This is a genomic window from Kribbella sp. CCNWLW201, from assembly GCF_037203805.1.
In the GTDB taxonomy this organism is placed as follows: Bacteria; Actinomycetota; Actinomycetes; order Propionibacteriales; family Kribbellaceae; genus Kribbella.
Map to the genome: position 1 here is coordinate 234258 of NZ_JBBCBQ010000011.1, position 17054 is coordinate 251311.

General features: G+C 68.5%; 14 protein-coding genes. 8 read left to right on the top strand and 6 right to left on the bottom strand.

What is annotated here, in order from left to right; genetic code table 11:
• Positions 1-161 precede the first annotated feature (161 nt).
• Positions 162-1397, bottom strand: coding sequence for a sodium:proton exchanger (locus V9K99_RS35505; RefSeq protein ID WP_337011975.1), 1236 nt, complete (start codon positions 1395-1397; stop codon positions 162-164).
• Between the two features lie 114 nt (positions 1398-1511).
• Here V9K99_RS35505 and V9K99_RS35510 point away from each other — a divergent pair, with 114 nt between their 5' ends.
• Positions 1512-1865, top strand: a complete 354-nt coding sequence (locus V9K99_RS35510; RefSeq protein ID WP_337011977.1) for an ArsR/SmtB family transcription factor — start codon at positions 1512-1514, stop codon at positions 1863-1865.
• An 81-nt stretch (positions 1866-1946) separates the two neighbouring features.
• On the opposite strand, the gene V9K99_RS35515 is transcribed toward V9K99_RS35510, so the two are convergent.
• From V9K99_RS35515 to V9K99_RS35525, 3 genes are all read right to left on the bottom strand, one after another.
• Positions 1947-2123: a DUF6104 family protein gene (locus tag V9K99_RS35515; protein ID WP_337011979.1), complete on the bottom strand. Its 177-nt coding sequence runs from the start codon at positions 2121-2123 to the stop codon at positions 1947-1949.
• A gap of 1 nt (position 2124) precedes the next feature.
• The gene (locus V9K99_RS35520) at positions 2125-5976 is read right to left on the bottom strand and encodes a multifunctional oxoglutarate decarboxylase/oxoglutarate dehydrogenase thiamine pyrophosphate-binding subunit/dihydrolipoyllysine-residue succinyltransferase subunit (protein ID WP_337011981.1); all 3852 of its coding nucleotides are present in this window, start codon (positions 5974-5976) and stop codon (positions 2125-2127) included.
• A 413-nt stretch (positions 5977-6389) separates the two neighbouring features.
• The gene (locus tag V9K99_RS35525) at positions 6390-6797 is read right to left on the bottom strand and encodes a DUF3052 domain-containing protein (protein ID WP_337011983.1); all 408 of its coding nucleotides are present in this window, start codon (positions 6795-6797) and stop codon (positions 6390-6392) included.
• 30 nt (positions 6798-6827) lie between these two features.
• Between V9K99_RS35525 and V9K99_RS35530 the strand changes: the two genes are divergently transcribed.
• The 4 genes from V9K99_RS35530 (at position 6828) to V9K99_RS35545 (ending at position 11673) form a co-directional block, all read left to right on the top strand.
• Positions 6828-7499 carry a FadR/GntR family transcriptional regulator gene (locus V9K99_RS35530; protein ID WP_337011985.1) on the top strand — a complete coding sequence of 224 codons (672 nt, stop codon included), beginning with the start codon at positions 6828-6830 and terminating at the stop codon, positions 7497-7499.
• Between the two features lie 4 nt (positions 7500-7503).
• Positions 7504-7707 carry a DUF6343 family protein gene (locus V9K99_RS35535; RefSeq protein ID WP_337011987.1) on the top strand — a complete coding sequence of 68 codons (204 nt, stop codon included), beginning with the start codon at positions 7504-7506 and terminating at the stop codon, positions 7705-7707.
• A gap of 158 nt (positions 7708-7865) precedes the next feature.
• A complete protein-coding gene (locus tag V9K99_RS35540) occupies positions 7866-9446 on the top strand; it encodes an ABC-F family ATP-binding cassette domain-containing protein (protein WP_337011989.1) in 1581 nt (526 codons plus the stop codon).
• 97 nt (positions 9447-9543) lie between these two features.
• Entirely contained in the window at positions 9544-11673 is a 2130-nt protein-coding gene (locus V9K99_RS35545) for a heavy metal translocating P-type ATPase (RefSeq protein WP_337011991.1), read from the top strand.
• A 93-nt stretch (positions 11674-11766) separates the two neighbouring features.
• On the opposite strand, the gene V9K99_RS35550 is transcribed toward V9K99_RS35545, so the two are convergent.
• Complete coding sequence (locus tag V9K99_RS35550; RefSeq protein WP_337011993.1) at positions 11767-12384, bottom strand: DUF305 domain-containing protein; 618 nt, start codon at positions 12382-12384, stop codon at positions 11767-11769.
• A gap of 50 nt (positions 12385-12434) precedes the next feature.
• Positions 12435-12878: a DUF6153 family protein gene (locus V9K99_RS35555; protein WP_337011995.1), complete on the bottom strand. Its 444-nt coding sequence runs from the start codon at positions 12876-12878 to the stop codon at positions 12435-12437.
• Positions 12879-13002: 124 nt separating this feature from the next.
• Here V9K99_RS35555 and V9K99_RS35560 point away from each other — a divergent pair, with 124 nt between their 5' ends.
• From V9K99_RS35560 to V9K99_RS35570, 3 genes are read left to right on the top strand one after another with little or no spacing between them, the layout of a single operon-like run.
• Positions 13003-14349 (top strand): purine-cytosine permease family protein, encoded by a 1347-nt coding sequence (locus V9K99_RS35560; RefSeq protein WP_337011996.1) that lies wholly within the window; start codon positions 13003-13005, stop codon positions 14347-14349.
• Positions 14350-14406: 57 nt separating this feature from the next.
• A complete protein-coding gene (locus tag V9K99_RS35565) occupies positions 14407-15963 on the top strand; it encodes a hydantoinase/oxoprolinase family protein (protein ID WP_337011998.1) in 1557 nt (518 codons plus the stop codon).
• Positions 15960-17036: a DUF917 domain-containing protein gene (locus V9K99_RS35570; RefSeq protein WP_337011999.1), complete on the top strand. Its 1077-nt coding sequence runs from the start codon at positions 15960-15962 to the stop codon at positions 17034-17036. The genes V9K99_RS35565 and V9K99_RS35570 overlap by 4 nt, the downstream gene beginning before the upstream one ends.
• The last annotated feature ends 18 nt before the right edge of the window (positions 17037-17054 follow it).

Consider the following 17054-nt stretch of genomic DNA (forward strand, 5'->3'; position numbering starts at 1 on the left):
GGTGCGTCTCTCAATTCCCTGCGTGCTGCGCGGCACTCGGCGGGCACATCGCGGCGTTGGAGGGCGAGGCACGGAGAACCCCACTCCGAGCCTCGCCCTCCGCCTTGCGCTGCACTCCGCCGAGCACCTGCTCGCGACTGCAGGGAATTGAGAGACGCACCCTAGACCCCGACAAGCTCGTCGACGCGCTCCGCGTCGGCGGGCTTTTCCGTCCGGCGGAACGGAGAGGTGATCGTCGGCAGGATGTGCTGCCGGTTGCGAACCAGCGCCACCACCGTGAGCGCCAGGTAGATCCCGCACAGCACGTATCGCCCGGTCTGACCCGGTACGGCGAACTGCACCGCGAACAACCCCAGCAACGTCCAGGCCGCCCAGCGCGGGAAGCGAAGGCTCAGCAGTACGGCGAGACCCAGCAGCGTCTGTGTCGCGGTGAGGAGGAACTCCTCGATCTGACGCCCGTCCAACTGCAGCGCAGCGGGACCGCCACCGAGCATGTACGCGACCGGCAGGCTGCCGATCAGCAGAGTCCACTGGTTCACCTTCGCCGAGATCAGCAGGCCCAGCGCGGCCCCGCCCTTGCCTCGCCAGGCGAACAGCAGCGCCACGATGAACTCCGGCGCCTCCGATGCGAGCGGAGCCAGCCACTGCACCAGCAGGAACTGGTCGATCCCCAGCGCATGACCGCCGTCGACCAGCGAGTCCGCGAACGGCTCGGCCGACAGCAGGATCACTACGGCCGCAGTCAGGAACATCGCGATGACCGCGGTCCGTCGCTGCACCTTCGGCAGCGCCCCGATCCGCGCGGCCGGCCCGATCAGGTCCGGCTCGTCACCATGCCCGGACGCGGCCGCGCGCCACAGGTAGTACCCGAAGAACGCCAGCAGCCCGATCCCCAGCACGAGGTGGATCTGCCCGGTGACCGGGATGACGAACGCGATCACGCTCGCCATCCCCAGGAAGCCCAGCTCCCGCTTGTAGCCGGAGTCCAGCACCAGAGCCCTCACCGACCGCCCGCTGCGCCGTGAGGCGACGTACAGGCTGATCAGTACGACGCTGGACCAGCCGAGGCCGAGGAGCAGTCGATTGGAGCCGGTCATGTTGGCCGCGGCGTACTGCACGTACGCCGGATCACTGCCGGCCGTATGCGCGAAGTAGAGGTCGACGGCGTACTCGGGCAGCACGGCGATCACCGCGAGCAGCGCGATCGCGAGCCCGCCGGAGATGTCGACCTCCGCGGCCTCGGCGGCCCAGGCGAGCACGAACGACGCGGCGACCACGGCGAGCCCGAAGACCACGATCGCGAGCGGTGCCGACGGATGCACCCCGGACACCCGGAGGGCACCGGCCGGAATCGCCGCGATCAGGCAGAGAAACACGGGGCGAAGGGCTCGGGGCATGCCTCTAAGCTGCCATCGTTTTAACACTTTCGCAATTGCGAAAGTATGAGACCGTCGTCACCGCGGCTCGGCGTACTGCCGCCTGACCGGTCCAGCGGTCACAATGACTGCGCGATGACCACATCCCCTGAACCGACGAAGGCGCAGCTCGAATCCGCCGCGGGCACCTTCGCGATGCTCTCCGCCCCCGTCCGGTTGCACCTGGTGTCACTGGCGGCGCAGGGGGAGTACGACGTCGGCACCCTGGCGGACCGGGTCGGAGTCAGCATCGCCACCGCCAGCCAGCACCTGGGCAAGCTGCGGCTGGCCGGCATCATCACCGCGCGACGCGAGGGCCGGAGGCACATCTACACCGTCGACGACCCGCACGTGCTCAACCTGGTCGACCAGATCTTCGAGCACATCGCCCCCGACGGCACCCTCGCCCCCGACCCGCCCCGCCGCACCAGACCCCCACACACCGACTAGGCAGGTCTGGACGGACGAATGCCCTCCGCCGCGGCAGTCCGTCGGCGAAGGGCATTGGGCCAGGCTAGAACAGCTGGAGGATCAGTCGTCCTCGTCGTCGAGGCGGGCCAGCCAGGTGGCGAGCCGCTCGATCGGGGTTTCGAACTCGGGGTTCAGGTCGACGAACTCGCGCAGCCGCTCGGCCACCCAGGCCAGCGTGACGTCCTCCTCGCCACGCCGGCCCTCGAGTTCCTCGATCCCTCGGTCGGTGAAGTACACGTCAGCTGAAGGCCTGCTTGAGCAGGGTCGACTGCTCCGCGACGTGCACGCCGTGCGAGCCGACCGACGGTGCCGACATGGACGGCCGGGAGACCCGGTAGAACGGCTTGCCGCCCAGGTGCTCGGTCAGGTTCAGCGCCATGAACGGCCACGGGCCCTGGTTCGCCGGCTCGTCCTGGACCCAGCGGACCTCGGTCGCGTTCGGGTACTTCGCCAGCTCGGCCTGGATCTCCTCGGCCGGCAGCGGGTAGAGCTGCTCGACCCGGAGGATCGCCGTGCTGATCTTCTCCGGCTCCGCCTTCTTCCGCTCGGCCAGCAGGTCGTACACGATCCGGCCCGACGTCAGGATGACCCGCTCGACCGCACCCGCGTTCGCCTCGGCCTCGGCGTCGCCGAGGACCGGACGGAAGGTGCCGTGGGTCAGCTCCTCCGGCTGCGACACCGCCTCCTTGCGCCGGAGCAGCTGCTTCGGCGTGAAGACGATCATCGGGTTGTGCTCCTCGCCGAGCGTGTGCCGGCGGAGCAGGTGGAAGTACGACGCCGGCGTCGACGGCTGCGCCACCGTCATCGCGTTCTCGGCGCACAGCGACAGGAACCGCTCGATCCGGGCCGACGAGTGGTCCGGGCCCTGGCCCTCGTAGCCGTGCGGCAGCAGCAGCACGACACCGGACTTCTGGCCCCACTTCGCCTCACCGGACGAGATGTACTCGTCGATGATCGACTGGGCGCCGTTGACGAAGTCGCCGAACTGCGCCTCCCACAGCACCAGCGCGTCCGGCCGGGCCACCGAGTAGCCGTACTCGAAGCCGAGTGCGGCGTACTCGCTCAGCAGCGAGTCGTAGACGTGGAAGTTCGCCTGCCCGGCGTCCAGGTTCTGCAGCGGGACATAGTCCTGGCCGTTGACCCGGTCGATGACCGCGGCGAACCGCTGGACGAACGTGCCCCGGCGGCTGTCCTGGCCGGCCAGCCGGACCGGACGCCCGGCCAGCAGGAGCGAGCCGAACGCGGTGATCTCCGCGCTGGCCCAGTCCACCGGGCCCTGCGTGATCGCGGTGGCCCGGCGCTGCAGCTGCGGCAGCACCTTCGGGTGCGCGGTGAAGCCCTCCGGCAGCGTCGTGTACGCGTCGGCGATCTTCTTCAGCACCTCGGGCGTCGTCGCGGTCGCGTCCGGTCCCTCCGGCTTGTCCGGGTAGACCGGCACGGTCACGTACGGCGCCGGCGCGTCCGGCTGGCTCTTCGCCTCGCGGACCTCGGTGAACACCCGCTCGAGCCGCTGCTGGAAGTCCCGCATCGCCTGCTCGGCCTCTTCGACCGTGATGTCGCCACGGCCGATCAGGGCCTCGGTGTAGAGCTTGCGGACGGACCGCTTCTGCTCGATCAGGTCGTACATCAGCGGCTGGGTGAAGCTCGGGTCGTCACCCTCGTTGTGACCGCGGCGGCGGTAGCAGACCAGGTCGATGACGACGTCCTTGTCGAAGGCCTGGCGGTACTCGAAGGCCAGGTCCGCGACCCGGATGCAGGCCTCGGGGTCGTCGCCGTTCACGTGGAAGATCGGCGCCTGCACCATCCGGGCGACGTCGGTGCAGTACATCGACGAGCGGGACGAGGCCGGCGAGGTGGTGAAGCCGACCTGGTTGTTGACGATCACGTGGATCGTGCCGCCGGTGCGGTAGCCGCGCAGCTGGGACAGGTTCAGCGTCTCCGCCACGACGCCCTGGCCGGCGAACGCCGCGTCACCGTGGACGAGCACCGGCAGCACCGGGAACGCCGCACCGCGGTCGAGGATGTCCTGCTTGGCCCGGACGATGCCCTCGAGCACCGGGTCGACCGTCTCCAGGTGGGACGGGTTCGCCGCCACCGAGACCTTGATCTTGTCGCCGAACTCGGAGACGAACTCGCCCTCGGCGCCCAGGTGGTACTTGACGTCACCGGAGCCCTGCACGGTCCGCGGGTCGATGTTGCCGTCGAACTCGCGGAAGATCTGGCCGTACGACTTGCCGACGATGTTGGCCAGCACGTTCAGCCGGCCGCGGTGCGCCATCCCGATGACGACCTCGTCCAGGCCGGCCCCGGCCGCCTCCTCGCACAGCTCGTCGAGCAGCGGGATGGTGGTCTCGCCACCCTCCAGCGAGAAGCGCTTCTGGCCGACGTACTTGGTCTGCAGGAAGGTCTCGAACGCCTCGGCCTCGTTCAGCTTGGCCAGGATCCGCAGCTGCTCCTCGCGCGGCGGCTTGGTGTGCGGCCGCTCGACCCGCTCCTGGATCCACTTGCGCTGCTCGGGGTCCTGGATGTGCATGTACTCGATACCGGTGGTCCGGCAGTACGAGTCGCGCAGGATGCCGAGGATCTCGCGCAGCTTCATGAACCGGCGGTCGGTCGCGCCGAACGAGCCGGTGGCGAACTCGCGGTCCAGGTCCCACAGGGTCAGGCCGTGGGTGGCCACGTCCAGGTCCGGGTGACTGCGCTGCTTGTACTCCAGCGGGTCGGTGTCGGCCATGATGTGACCGCGCACCCGGTAGGCGTGGATCAGCTCCAGGATCCGGGCCTGCTTGCTGATGTCCTCCTCGTGGCTGTGCGGGAGGTCGGCGGCCCAGCGGATCGGCTCGTACGGGATCCGCAGCGACTGGAAGATCTCGTCGTAGAAGCCCTCCTGGCCGAGCAGCAGCTGGTGCAGCCGGCGCAGGAACTCACCCGACTGGGCGCCCTGGATGATCCGGTGGTCGTACGTCGAGGTCAGCGTCATCACCTTGCTGACCGCGAGCTTGGCCATCGTCTCGTCGGCCGCGCCCTGGTACTCCGGCGGGTACTCCATCGCGCCGACGCCGACGATGCAGCCCTGCCCGGTCATCAGCCGCGGCACCGAGTGCTGGGTGCCGATGGTGCCGGGGTTGGTCAGGCTGATCGTGGTGCCCTGGAAGTCGGGCAGCGCCAGCTTGTTGTCCCGGGCCCGCCGGACGATGTCCTCGTACGCCATCCAGAACTCGGCGAACGTCATCGTCTCGGCCGCCTTGATCGACGGCACCAGCAGCTGCCGGGTGCCGTCCGGCTTCTGCATGTCGATGGCCAGGCCCAGGTTGATGTGGGCCGGCTGGACCAGGGTCGGCTTGCCCTCGGTCTCGTCGTACGACGCGTTCATCTCCGGCAGCGTCTTCAGCGCCTTCACCAGCGCCCAGCCGATCAGGTGGGTGAAGGAGATCTTGCCGCCGCGGGCGCGCTTGAGGTGGTTGTTGATGACGATGCGGTTGTCGATCAGCAGCTTGACCGGGACCTGCCGGACGCTGGTCGCGGTGGGAACAGTGAGGCTGGTCTCCATGTTCTGCGCCGTCCGCGCGGGCGCGCCGCGCAGGATCTTCCGCTCCGTGTCCGTGCTGGTCTCGGGAGCGGGCTTGGGCTGGGCGCTGGGCGGCTGGTTCACCGTGCCTCCGGTCGGGGCTGCGCTGCTTGCGGCAGGCGCTGCTTTCGCTGCGGGCTGGTTCTGCGGTACGGCGGCCTGCGCAGCGGCCGGTGGGGTTGCGGCGGCCGCGACCGGAGCGGCGGCTGGAGGTGCAGCGGCGGCGGCCGCCGCTGCGGGCTGGCTCGAGGCGGGCGCGGACGCAGCTGTGCCGCGGCTCGGCGCCTCGGGAGTCTTGTTCTCCGACACGGCATCGGGTCGGGGAGCGTCGGCCGGGGCGGTCTTCACCGGCTTCGCGTCACCTGGGGAGTAGTTCTTGAAGCTGTCACTCTGAAAGACGGCGAGCCACTCCGGATCCACCGATTTCGGGTCCTGCAGGTACTTCTCGTACAGCTCGTCGACCAGCCATTCGTTCGCACCGAAGGCTGCTAGTGGATTCGTGTCTGATGGCTCGGTGGCCACTTGGCAGTTCGCCTCTTCCGATCGATCCGGTACCGCGGTGATTAATGCTGATGTTATGGGGGCAAGGCTAATAGCACGCGGACCACTTCCACAGCCCGGGACCACCGGACCAGTGCGTCGGGTGGTCAGGCCCTGGCGGCTTGATCGTTCGAGGCCTGAAACACTGTGCAGGCAGGTGTTTCAGCTCTCTCGTCACCGGCCCGGGTGAGAGCGACTTGACGGAAGGCCCGATGAAGTGCGGGACGCCTTGCAGAGGTGGGTTTCCGGCCCTTCCCACGGTGACTCTCAGTGGAGCGTTTGAGCCTGACTGGCCACTGTATGCAACTGACCGCTCGCCGTCGGTGGTGATCAGGACTGCGCAGAAATGTGGTGAAGCTCACGCTCTGGATCAGTCCAGTTACCTGTCACTGGGCTCATCGGTTCGACAGCCGCCGGACCAGCTTGAGGCCCGACCAGGTCGCATCGACCGCGCACACCTTCACGTCGACGACGCCCAGCGGCAGGGCGAGCTCGCGGATCCCGTTCTCGTCCAGGTCGGTCGGTACGCCGGACGATCGCTTCGGCCACGCGATCCAGATCATCCCGCCGGTCGTCGTCTTGGCGAGCAGCTGAGGCAGGCGCTTCGCCAGCCGGGCCCGGTCCGGGCAGAACGCCAGCACCACCTCGTACGACGTACGCCCGGCTCGCCGCACGATCGTCGTACCGGCCGGCAGACCCTCGATCGCGAACCCGTCCGGAGCGTTGTCGACCAGCACCACGTGCTCCGGCTTGATCCCCAGCTTGGCGGCGAGCGGCTTGCCCGAGTAGCCCGGAGTAGTCATCTGAGGATCGTACGGCGGCATACTGACTAGATGGCGTTGACGGATGAGGCGATCGTCAAGATCAAGGGGATGATCACCTCGGGGGAACTGGGGCCTGGGGATCGACTGCCGAAGGAGGCGGATCTCGCGGCGCGGCTCGGCCTGTCGCGGAACTCGCTGCGGGAGGCGGTCAAGGCGCTGACGCTGGTCAACGTGCTCGACGTCCGGCACGGTGACGGCACGTACGTGACCAGCCTGGACTCGGCGCATCTGCTCGACGCGCTGAACTTCATGGTCGACCTGCATCGCGACGACTCGGTGCTGCAGTTCTTCGAGGTACGGCGCCTGCTCGAGCCGGGCGTGGCCGCGCTGGCCGCCGTACGGATCACCAAGGAACAGGTGACGGAGTTGCGGCTGCTGTGCAGCGACCTGACGCCGGACGCCCCGGTCGAGGAGCTGGTCGCCAACGACCTGAGGTTCCATCGCGCGATCGCCGAAGCGACCGGGAACCAGGTCGTCTGCTCGCTGCTGGACGGCATCTCCGGTGCGACTCAGCGGGCCCGGATCTGGCGCGGCGTCACCCAGGCCGGCGCGGTCGAGCGGACGCTGTCCGAGCATGCCGCGATCCTGGACGCGATCGAGATCGGCGACGCCGAGGCGGCCCGCGCCTGGATGACCGCCCACATCGCCGGCGTCGAGACTTGGCTCCGCAAGGCACCGTGAGGTCATGTACGGCGAGCCGCCGCCACCGCGCAGCGCGCTGACGCTGCGATTGGTGCTGTCGTGCTTCGGTGTGGCGTTGTGGGTGACGGCCGCGATCCTGTTCGCCGCCTACGACGTGCCCACCGGGTGGGTGATCGCCTGTGTCGTGCTGGCGGTCATCGCCCTGGTCGACCTGGTGATCGTTGCCTGGCGCAAGCGTCACGAATAGTGGTTGAAGGGGCTGGGGGCTGCCCTCTACGATTGGCGGCGTCCCATTCCCGACGTCAGGGGTCTGCGTTGTAACTCCGAGGTCTTTCTTCCAGCCGGTGATCGCCACCCGTCGAGGTGTGCGGTCTCGTCCGAGACCTCTTTCTGGAGTACACGCACATGAGTCATTCCCTGTCCGCTACGGACCTCTTCTTCGCCTGGCCCGACGGCGACGTGCTGTTCGACGGGCTCAGTTTCGTCGCCGGACCGGTGCGGTCCGGGCTCGTCGGCCGCAACGGGGCCGGCAAGTCGACGCTGCTCAGGCTGATCGCCGGCCGGCTGACACCGCAGCGCGGAGCGATCCGCGTCAGCGGTGAGCTCGGGTACCTGCCGCAGGACCTGACCCTCGACACCACGCTGCGCGTCGACCAGGCGCTCGGCATCGACGCCATCCGCCGCGCCATCACCGCGATCGAGTCCGGTGACGCCTCGGAGGAGAACTTCGCGGTCGTCGGCGACGAGTGGGACGTGGACGAACGCGCCGAGGCACTGCTCGGCAAACTCGGCCTCGGCGCGATCGGGCTGGATCGCAGCGTCGGCGAACTGTCCGGCGGCGAGACGATCCTGCTCGGCCTGGCCGCCGAGTTGCTCCGGCGTCCCGACGTACTGCTGCTCGACGAGCCCACCAACAACCTCGACCTGCGGGCGCGGCGGCAACTGTACGACGCCGTCGACCAGTTCCGCGGTGCGTTGCTGATCGTCAGCCACGACCGGGAGTTGCTGGACCGGGTCGACCAGATCGGCGATCTGCGCAAGGGCGACATCACCTGGTATGGCGGCAACCTGACGGCGTACGAGGAAGCAGTCGCCGTTGAGCAGGAGGCGGCCGAGCGGATGATGCGGGCCGCGGAGGCGGACGTACGCAAGCAGAAGCGCGACCTGATCGACGCGCGGATGAAGATGGACCAGCGCCGGGCGCGGGGTCAGCGGGCGTTCGAGCAGGGCGGGATCCCGAAGATCATCGCGGGCGGGCTGAAACGGTCCGCGCAGGTGTCGGCCGGGAAGCACCTCGGTATGCAGAGCGAGCGGCTCGAGTCGGCGCAGGAGGCACTGGCCGACGCGGAGGCGCTGGTGCACGACGACGACACGATCCGCGTCGACCTGCCGAAGACCGCCGTACCGGCCGGCCGGATCGTGCTGCGGCTCGAGGATCACATCTTGCGGACCGGTGCACAGGTGGATCTGGAGATCCGCGGGCCGGAGCGGATCGCACTCACCGGGCCGAATGGTGCCGGCAAGACGACGCTGCTGCAGTCGATCGTCGGTGACGAGTTGCCCGTGGTCCCGTTCCGCTACCTGCCGCAGCGGCTGGACCTGCTGCGGGACGACCTGTCGATTGTCGACAACCTCGCGTTGCTCGCCCCGAGCACGGAGAACCAGGAGCGCAGGTCGCGGTTGGCCCGGTTCCTGTTTCGTGGGCGGTCGGCTGATCAGCTGGTCAGCACGTTGTCCGGTGGCGAGCGGTTCCGGGCGACACTGGCGGCACTGCTGCTGGCCGAGCCGCCACCGCAGTTGCTGATGCTGGACGAGCCGACGAACAACCTGGATCTGGCCAGCGTCGCGCAGTTGAAGGACGCGCTCTCGTCGTACCAGGGCGCGTTGCTGATCGCGAGCCACGACGTCCCGTTCCTTCGCGACATCGGCATCACCCGGTGGCTCGAGCTGACGCCGGAGACGCTGACCGACCTCGAGCCTTTGTAGGTACGGCGTACGCGTGCCCCGTCACCCCCTCGGGTGGCGGGGGCATTTCTTTGTGCGGGGGTTGAGTCTGATACCCCTAGGGGGTATGGTCCCTCGTATGGATGAGCACGAGCACGACGGTCACGCCCAGCACACTGGGCACGACGCGCACGGTGGTCACGGTGAGCACGGTGGTCACGGTGAGCACGGTGGTCACGGTGAGCACGGTGACCATGGGAATCACGGTGGGCACGGGGATCATGCGGCGCAGTTCAAGGACCGGTTCTGGATCAGCCTGGGGCTGGCGGTGCCGGTGGTGTTCTTCAGCGAGATGTTCGCGGACCTGCTCGGCTACATGCCGCCCGAGTTCCCCGGCTCGAACCTGATCGCCCCGGTCCTCGGCACGGTGATCTTCGTGTACGGCGGCCAGCCGTTCCTGACCGGTGGATGGGGCGAACTGAAGTCCCGGCGGCCCGGGATGATGCTGCTGATCTCGATGGCGATCACGGTCGCGTTCGTCGCGTCCTGGGTGACCACGCTCGAGCTCGGCGGGTTCGACCTGGACTTCTGGTGGGAGCTCGCGCTGCTGATCGTGATCATGCTGCTCGGGCACTGGCTGGAGATGCGTGCCCTCGGTGCCGCATCGGGTGCATTGGATGCGTTGGCCGCACTGTTGCCCGACTCGGCCGAGAAGGTGACTGACGACGGCGTGGTCGAGGTGTCGCTGGCCGAGTTGCGCGAGGGCGACGTCGTACTGGTCCGGTCGGGTGGTCGCGTACCCGCCGACGGCAAGGTGGTCGAGGGTCAGGCCGAGGTCGACGAGTCGATGATCACCGGTGAGTCCCGGCCGGTCGCGCGGGCCGTCGGTGACCCGGTCGTCGCCGGAACCGTTGCCACCGACAACGCTCTGCGGGTCGAGATCACGGCGGTCGGGGAGAACACCGCCCTGGCCGGGATCCAGCGACTGGTCGCGGAAGCGCAGGCATCGTCGTCCCGGGCGCAAGCCCTGGCGGATCGGGCCGCCGCCTTCCTGTTCTACTTCGCGTCGGTCGCGGGTGTGATCACGTTCCTGGTGTGGACCTTGCTGGGCGAGGTCGACGAGGCCGTGACGCGGACTGTGACCGTGCTGGTGATCGCCTGCCCGCACGCCCTCGGGCTGGCCATTCCGTTGGTGATCGCGATCTCCACCGAGCGGGCCGCGAAGGCCGGCGTACTGGTGAAGAACCGGCTGGCGCTGGAGCGGATGCGAACCATCGACGTCGTCCTGTTCGACAAGACCGGCACGCTGACCAAGGGCCAGCCGGTCGTCACCGGGGTCGCGGGTGTCGGTGCGGTGACGGAGGAGGAGTTGCTGGAACTGGCGGCCGCGGTCGAGGCGGACAGCGAACACCCGCTGGCGAAGGCGATCGTCCGGGCCCACGAGGAACGAGCCCGGGTCGGCGTCGGCGGCAATGGTCGGTTGGTGGCCTCGGAGTTCCGGTCCCTCACTGGGCGTGGGGTTCAAGCTGTGGTCGATGGGGCCGAGGTTTCCGTCGGCGGACCGGCTTTGCTGCGGCAGTACGGCGTACCGGAACCCGACGAGCTGGCCGCGGATGTCGCCGCGTGGAAGGAACGTGGAGCTGCAGTTCTGCACGTCGTACGGGACGGGCAGGTGCTCGGGGCTGTCGCGTTGGAGGACGAGGTACGGGAGGAGTCGAAGCAGGCTGTGGAGGCGTTGCACCGGCGCGGCGTGAAGGTCGCGATGATCACCGGCGACGCGCATCAGGTGGCCGAAGCGGTGGCGAAGGAACTCGGCATTGACGAGGTGTTCGCCGAGGTCCTCCCGCAGGACAAGGACGCCAAGGTGGCGGAACTCCAGGCCCGTGGGCTCAAGGTCGCGATGGTCGGCGACGGTGTGAACGACGCACCGGCCCTGGCCCGCTCCGAGGTTGGCATCGCGATCGGCGCCGGTACAGACGTCGCGATCGAGTCGGCCGGTGTGGTCCTGGCCGCCGACGACCCGCGGGCGGTGTTGTCGGTGATCGAACTCTCCAAGGCCAGCTACCGCAAGATGTGGCAGAACCTGGTCTGGGCCACCGGCTACAACGTCATCACCGTCCCCCTGGCCGCGGGTGTCCTGGCCTTCGCCGGCGTCCTCGTCTCCCCAGCCGTCGGCGCGATCCTGATGTCCGTCTCCACCATCGTCGTAGCCCTCAACGCCCAGCTCCTCCGCCGCCTCAACCTCTCACCCGACCACCTGTCCGCATGAAGGGTGCCGAAGGACAGGAGGTAGTTGGGTGAGCGACAACCTCGCAGGCGTGCCAGGTGCCGCTGAGGCCGCCTACCTCCTGTCCGACGGTCCTTAGCCGACCGGCAGCCGGCCGAGGAGCCTTTGCATGGTGGCGATCTCGGCGGTTTGGGCGGCTTGGATCTTCTTGGCCAGGGCGATCGACGCGGCGTCCTGGCCGTCGGCCTGCTCGGTCTTGGCCATGGTGACCGCGCCCTGATGATGCTTGATCATCATCTGGATCCACATCCGGTCGAACATGCTGCCCTTCTGTTTGCCGAGGTCGGACATCTCCTCCTCGGTCATCATCCCGGGCATTTCCTCGCTTCCGCCGTGGCCGCCATGGCTCGGCGTGGGGACCGGCTTGCCCCAGCTGGTCAGCCAGCCGGACATCAGCTTGATCTCCGGGTCCTGCGCGGCCTTGATCGCGGTGGCGAGCTGCTTCACCTCAGGCGTGGTCGCCTGGTAGCCGGCCATGCTCGCCATCTGCACGGCCTGCTGGTGATGCGGGATCATCTGCGTCGCGAAACTGACATCCGCGTCGTTGAACCCAGCAGCCGTCGGCGTGGCGGCCGGCGTACTCGAGCTGCTGTGGTTCATCCCGGGCATGGAGCCGGAGTCGGAGTCGGAGCCACAGCCGGCCAACGCCAGCGTGGCGGCAAGCAATGCGGTCGTACGGTAGACGTGCTTCATCACAATCCTTCGAAGTCGACAAATGGGTACGGCGGAAGGCGCGGGTCGGCCTAGGTCCGCAGTACGCACAACTTCGACAGCGATGGAGTCAGCCAGGGTGGCGAGCGCTCGCTCAACACCACCCGCTCGGCCGGTGCGACCAGTAACACGGGCCGCCACGCCAGGAGGTTCCGCAACGCGAGCACCAACGCCAGCAACAGCAGGAGCCCGGTCAGCACGGCCATGCACGCCTCGGCCATCCCGTGCTGCTCTCCCGCAGGTGCGATCACCACCCGGTCGAATGCGTCGACAAGAGCGATCGGCAACGCCACCTGATGCCCGTGATCCATCGCCTCGGGTACGACGCTGTGCTGCATGCCAGCGTGGGTAGGTGTCGCCATCGCCGCATCGTGATGGGCGGTCAGGCCGTGCATCGCGAAGACGCCGGCGACTACTCCGAGCACACCAAGGAGGCGAAGCAGTAGCGCTCCGCGACGAGGGGGTCGGCTGGTCATCGTGACAAGAGTAGCGAGCTGGGCTGGGTGCACAGCGAGTGGGCGGCGGGTGTGCACAATGGACGGTGAGCCGGCCCGCTCGCCGCCGTACGTTCGATGGAATCCCCAGTCCTGGAGGTTCCCCATGGCCGCTCCACAGGTCGGTACCGACGACTATGCGCTCGCCCGTGTCCGGGCGAGTGCCCGTTATTCCTGGTGGTCTGTCGCGACACAGCGGTTCGGGCAGATCTCCGCACTCAGCCAGTTCCTGCTCGGCGCCACGCTCGGGTTCGGGATGAGTTTCTGGACCGCGTTCTGGGCGCTCACGCTCGGCGCGGTGATCCTCGAACTGGTCGCGATCCTGATCGGCGTCATCGGCGCCAAGGAAGGATTGCAGACCTCGGTGATCGCGCGCTGGACCGGGTTCGGCCAGGCCGGCTCGTCGCTGATCGGGCTGGCGATCGGGATCAGCCTGATCGGCTGGTTCGGCATCCAGTCCGCCGTGTCCGCGGCCGGTCTGAGCCAGTTGATCGGCGTACTCCCCACTTGGGGCTGGTCACTGGCATTCGGTCTGGCCGTGACGCTCGTCGTACTGCGCGGCTTCCACTCGATGGCCTGGGTCGCGTACGTGACCGTGCCGGCCTTCCTGATCCTGGTCGGCTGGTCGATCATCAGCGAACTGTCCGACCACAGCCTCGGCGCACTGGCCAGTTCGGCGCCGCCGGGTCCTCAGTTGAGCCTGCTCGAGGGTACGACGCTCGTCGCCGGCGGATTCATCGTCGGCGCGGTCATCACCCCGGACATGACCCGGTACAACCGGACTGTCGGCGACGTGGTGAAGCAGACCGTCCTCGGCATCACGCTCGGCGAATACGTGATCGGCCTGTCTGGTGTCCTGCTCGCGCACGCCGTCGGCTCGGCGAACGTGATCACCATCGTCACCTCGTCGGTCGGCTGGGTCGGCACGCTGGTGATCATCCTCGGCACGATCAAGATCAACGACTGGAACCTCTACAGCTCCGGCCTCGGCGTGGTGAACTTCATCGGCACGGTCTTCGGCCGGCACGTCAACCGGGCCGCGGTCACCCTGGTGGTCGGTGTCCTCGGCAGCGTGCTCGCGGCCGCCGGCATCCTGGACAAGTTCACCGAGTTCCTGATCGTGCTCGGCGTCGCGTTCCCGCCGATCGCCGGGATCATGGTCGCGGAGTACTTCGTGGTGAAGCGCTGGCGCCCCGAGCTGGATCAGACCCGTGAACACGGCACGCTGCCGGCGACCGCGCCGACCTGGGTGCCGGCCACCATCGTGATCTGGATCGGCGCCGCCCTGATCGGCAAGTACGTCGAGTGGGGCCTGCCCAGTATCAACTCGCTCGTCGTCGGCTTCGTCGCGTACGTCGTGGCCGGCAAGGTCGGCCTGATCCGCGGTGTCGGCACGAGTCGCACGATGGACAGTGAGGAGACCGAAGTCACCGCCGTCCCGGCCACCAGCTAGCCACTTCGCGGTACGGCGGCCGCGTGGCCGCCGTACCTGAAATCCAGGAGGATCCGCATGCGTATCGGCATCGATGTCGGTGGCACCAACACCGACGCCGTGCTGCTCGAGGGCAACACAGTCCTGGCAGCCAACAAGTCGGCGACGAGCGAGGACGTGACGGCCGGCATCATCGACACCCTCGATCGGTTGCAGGCCGAGCGGTCGTTCGACCCGGCCCAGGTGCAGGCAGTGATGATCGGCACCACGCACTTCATCAACGCATTGGTCGAGGCACGCCGGCTCGCCCCGACCGCGGCGCTCCGGCTCGGCCTGCCCGCGACCGCCTCGCTGCCGCCGCTGGTCGACTGGCCGCAGCGGCTGGTCGATGCGGTCAGCGGTCGCAGTTATCTGGCGCACGGCGGGCACGAGTTCGACGGGCGGCACATCGCCGAGCTGGACGAGGACGAGCTGCGCCGGCACGCCGCGGACATGGTCGAGCACGGTGTCCGGTCGGTGGCGATCTCGTCGGTGTTCTCGCCGGTCAGCAACGAGTTCGAGGTGCGTGCCGCGGAGATCCTGCGTTCCGAGCTCGGCGACGACGTGGCGATCTCGCTGTCGCACGAGATCGGCCGGATCGGCCTGCTGGAGCGGGAGAACGCGACCATCATCAACGCTGCGCTCCGGGAGCTTGCCGCGAGCATTGTGGACGGTCTGGCCGGCGCCGTCGCCGGGCACGGCATCGCCGCACCGCTGTACCTGAGCCAGAACGACGGCACCCTGATGGACGTCGACTTCGCCCGTCGCTACCCGGTCGCCACCTTCGCGTCCGGCCCGACGAACTCGATGCGCGGCGCGGCCCTGCTGTCCGGCCTGGACACCTGCGCGGTCGTCGATGTCGGCGGTACGACGAGTGACGTCGGCGTACTCACGCACGGCTTCCCGCGGGAGGCGACCACCGAGGTGGACGTGGCCGGCATACGCACCAACTTCCGGATGCCGGATGTGCTCAGCATCGGCATCGGCGGCGGCAGTTTGGTGGCCGGGGACAACGACCTGGTGACGGTTGGTCCCCGCTCCGTCGGCTACCGGTTGACCGAGGAGGCGCTGGTCTTCGGCGGTACGACGTTGACCGCCACCGATATCGCGGTCGCGGCCGGGCGGGCCGAAATCGGTTCGGCTGCCGCGGTCGCCGATCTCGATCCGACGCTGGTCAAGGCGGCGCTCGCCCGGGTCGCGGCGGATATCGCGGACGCGGTGGAGCGGATGCGGACCTCGCCCGATCCGCTGCCCGTCGTGGCTGTCGGTGGTGGGTCGATCCTGTTGCCGGACGATCTGCCGGGGAGTCTGGCGGTGCATCGGCCAGATCACTTCGCGGTCGCGAACGCGATCGGCGCGGCCATCGCGCAGGTGGGTGGCGAGGTGGACCGGGTGTACGCGATCGATCCCGGCCGGCGCGACGCGGTGGTCGACGAGGCTCGTCAGGAGGCAGTCGACCGGGCGGTCGCGGCCGGTGCGGATCCGGCCCAGGTGCGGATTGTCGACTTCGACGAGGTGCCGATTCCTTACCTGCCCGGCAACGCCACCCGGATCCGCTGCAAGGCAGTCGGCGACCTGCGGTTGGGGCAGTCATGAGTGTGCTGACAGCTGCTGATCTCGGTCCGCTGGCGCGTGGGGCCGCCGTACTGGGGACTGGTGGTGGCGGGGATCCGCACATCGGCCGGCTGCTGGCCGAGCAGGTGCTGCGGTCGCATGGCCCGGTCGAGATCGTTTCGGTGGAGGATTTGCCGGACGATGCATGTGTGTTGCCGGTGGCAATGATGGGCGCGCCGACCGTGATGGTGGAGAAGCTGCCGTCCGCGGACCAGATCGCGATCGCCGTGCAGACACTGGCCAAGTACGTCGGCAAGACGCCGACCCACATCGCCTGTATCGAGGCCGGCGGGGTCAACTCCACGGTCCCGGTGATCGCGGCGGCTCAACTCGGCCTGCCGCTGGTCGACGGCGACGGGATGGGCCGCGCGTTCCCCGAGCTGCAGATGGTGCTGCCGACCCTGGCCGGCATCGAGGCGACGCCGATGTCGATTGTCGACGAAAAAGGAAACCGCGGTGTTTTCGACACGATCTCCAACACGTGGGCGGAGCGGTTGGCCCGGTCCGCGACCGTGGACATGGGGTGTTCGGCGATCGTCTCTTTGTATGCGATGACGGGTGCCGAGGTGCGCGCGTCGTTCGTGCCCGGGACGCTGTCACAGTGCCTCGCGATCGGGCGGGCCATCGATGTCGCCAGGCGCGATCACAGTGATCCGGTGGCCGCGGTGGTGGATCGGCTGGGCGGGCGGTTGCTGCATGTCGGGAAGGTTGTCGACGTTCAGCGTCGTACGACGACCGGCTTCGCGCGTGGTGACGCGACCATCGACGGGCTCGACGCATCGCTCGGACGCCTGGTGGTACTGCGATTCCAGAACGAGCACCTGGTCGCGGAGATCGACGGCGCCGCGGTCGCGACCACGCCGGACCTGATCATCGTGCTCGACACCGAGTCCGGCGAGCCGATCACCACCGAAGCCCTGCGCTACGGACAACGGGTGAGCGTACTGGCCGCACCCTCCGACGAACGCTGGCATTCCCCGGCCGGCATCGAACTGGTCGGCCCCCGCTACTTCGGCTACGACCTCGACCCGATCCGCGCCCTGGAGACCGTATGAGCGAGCGAAGCGAGCGAA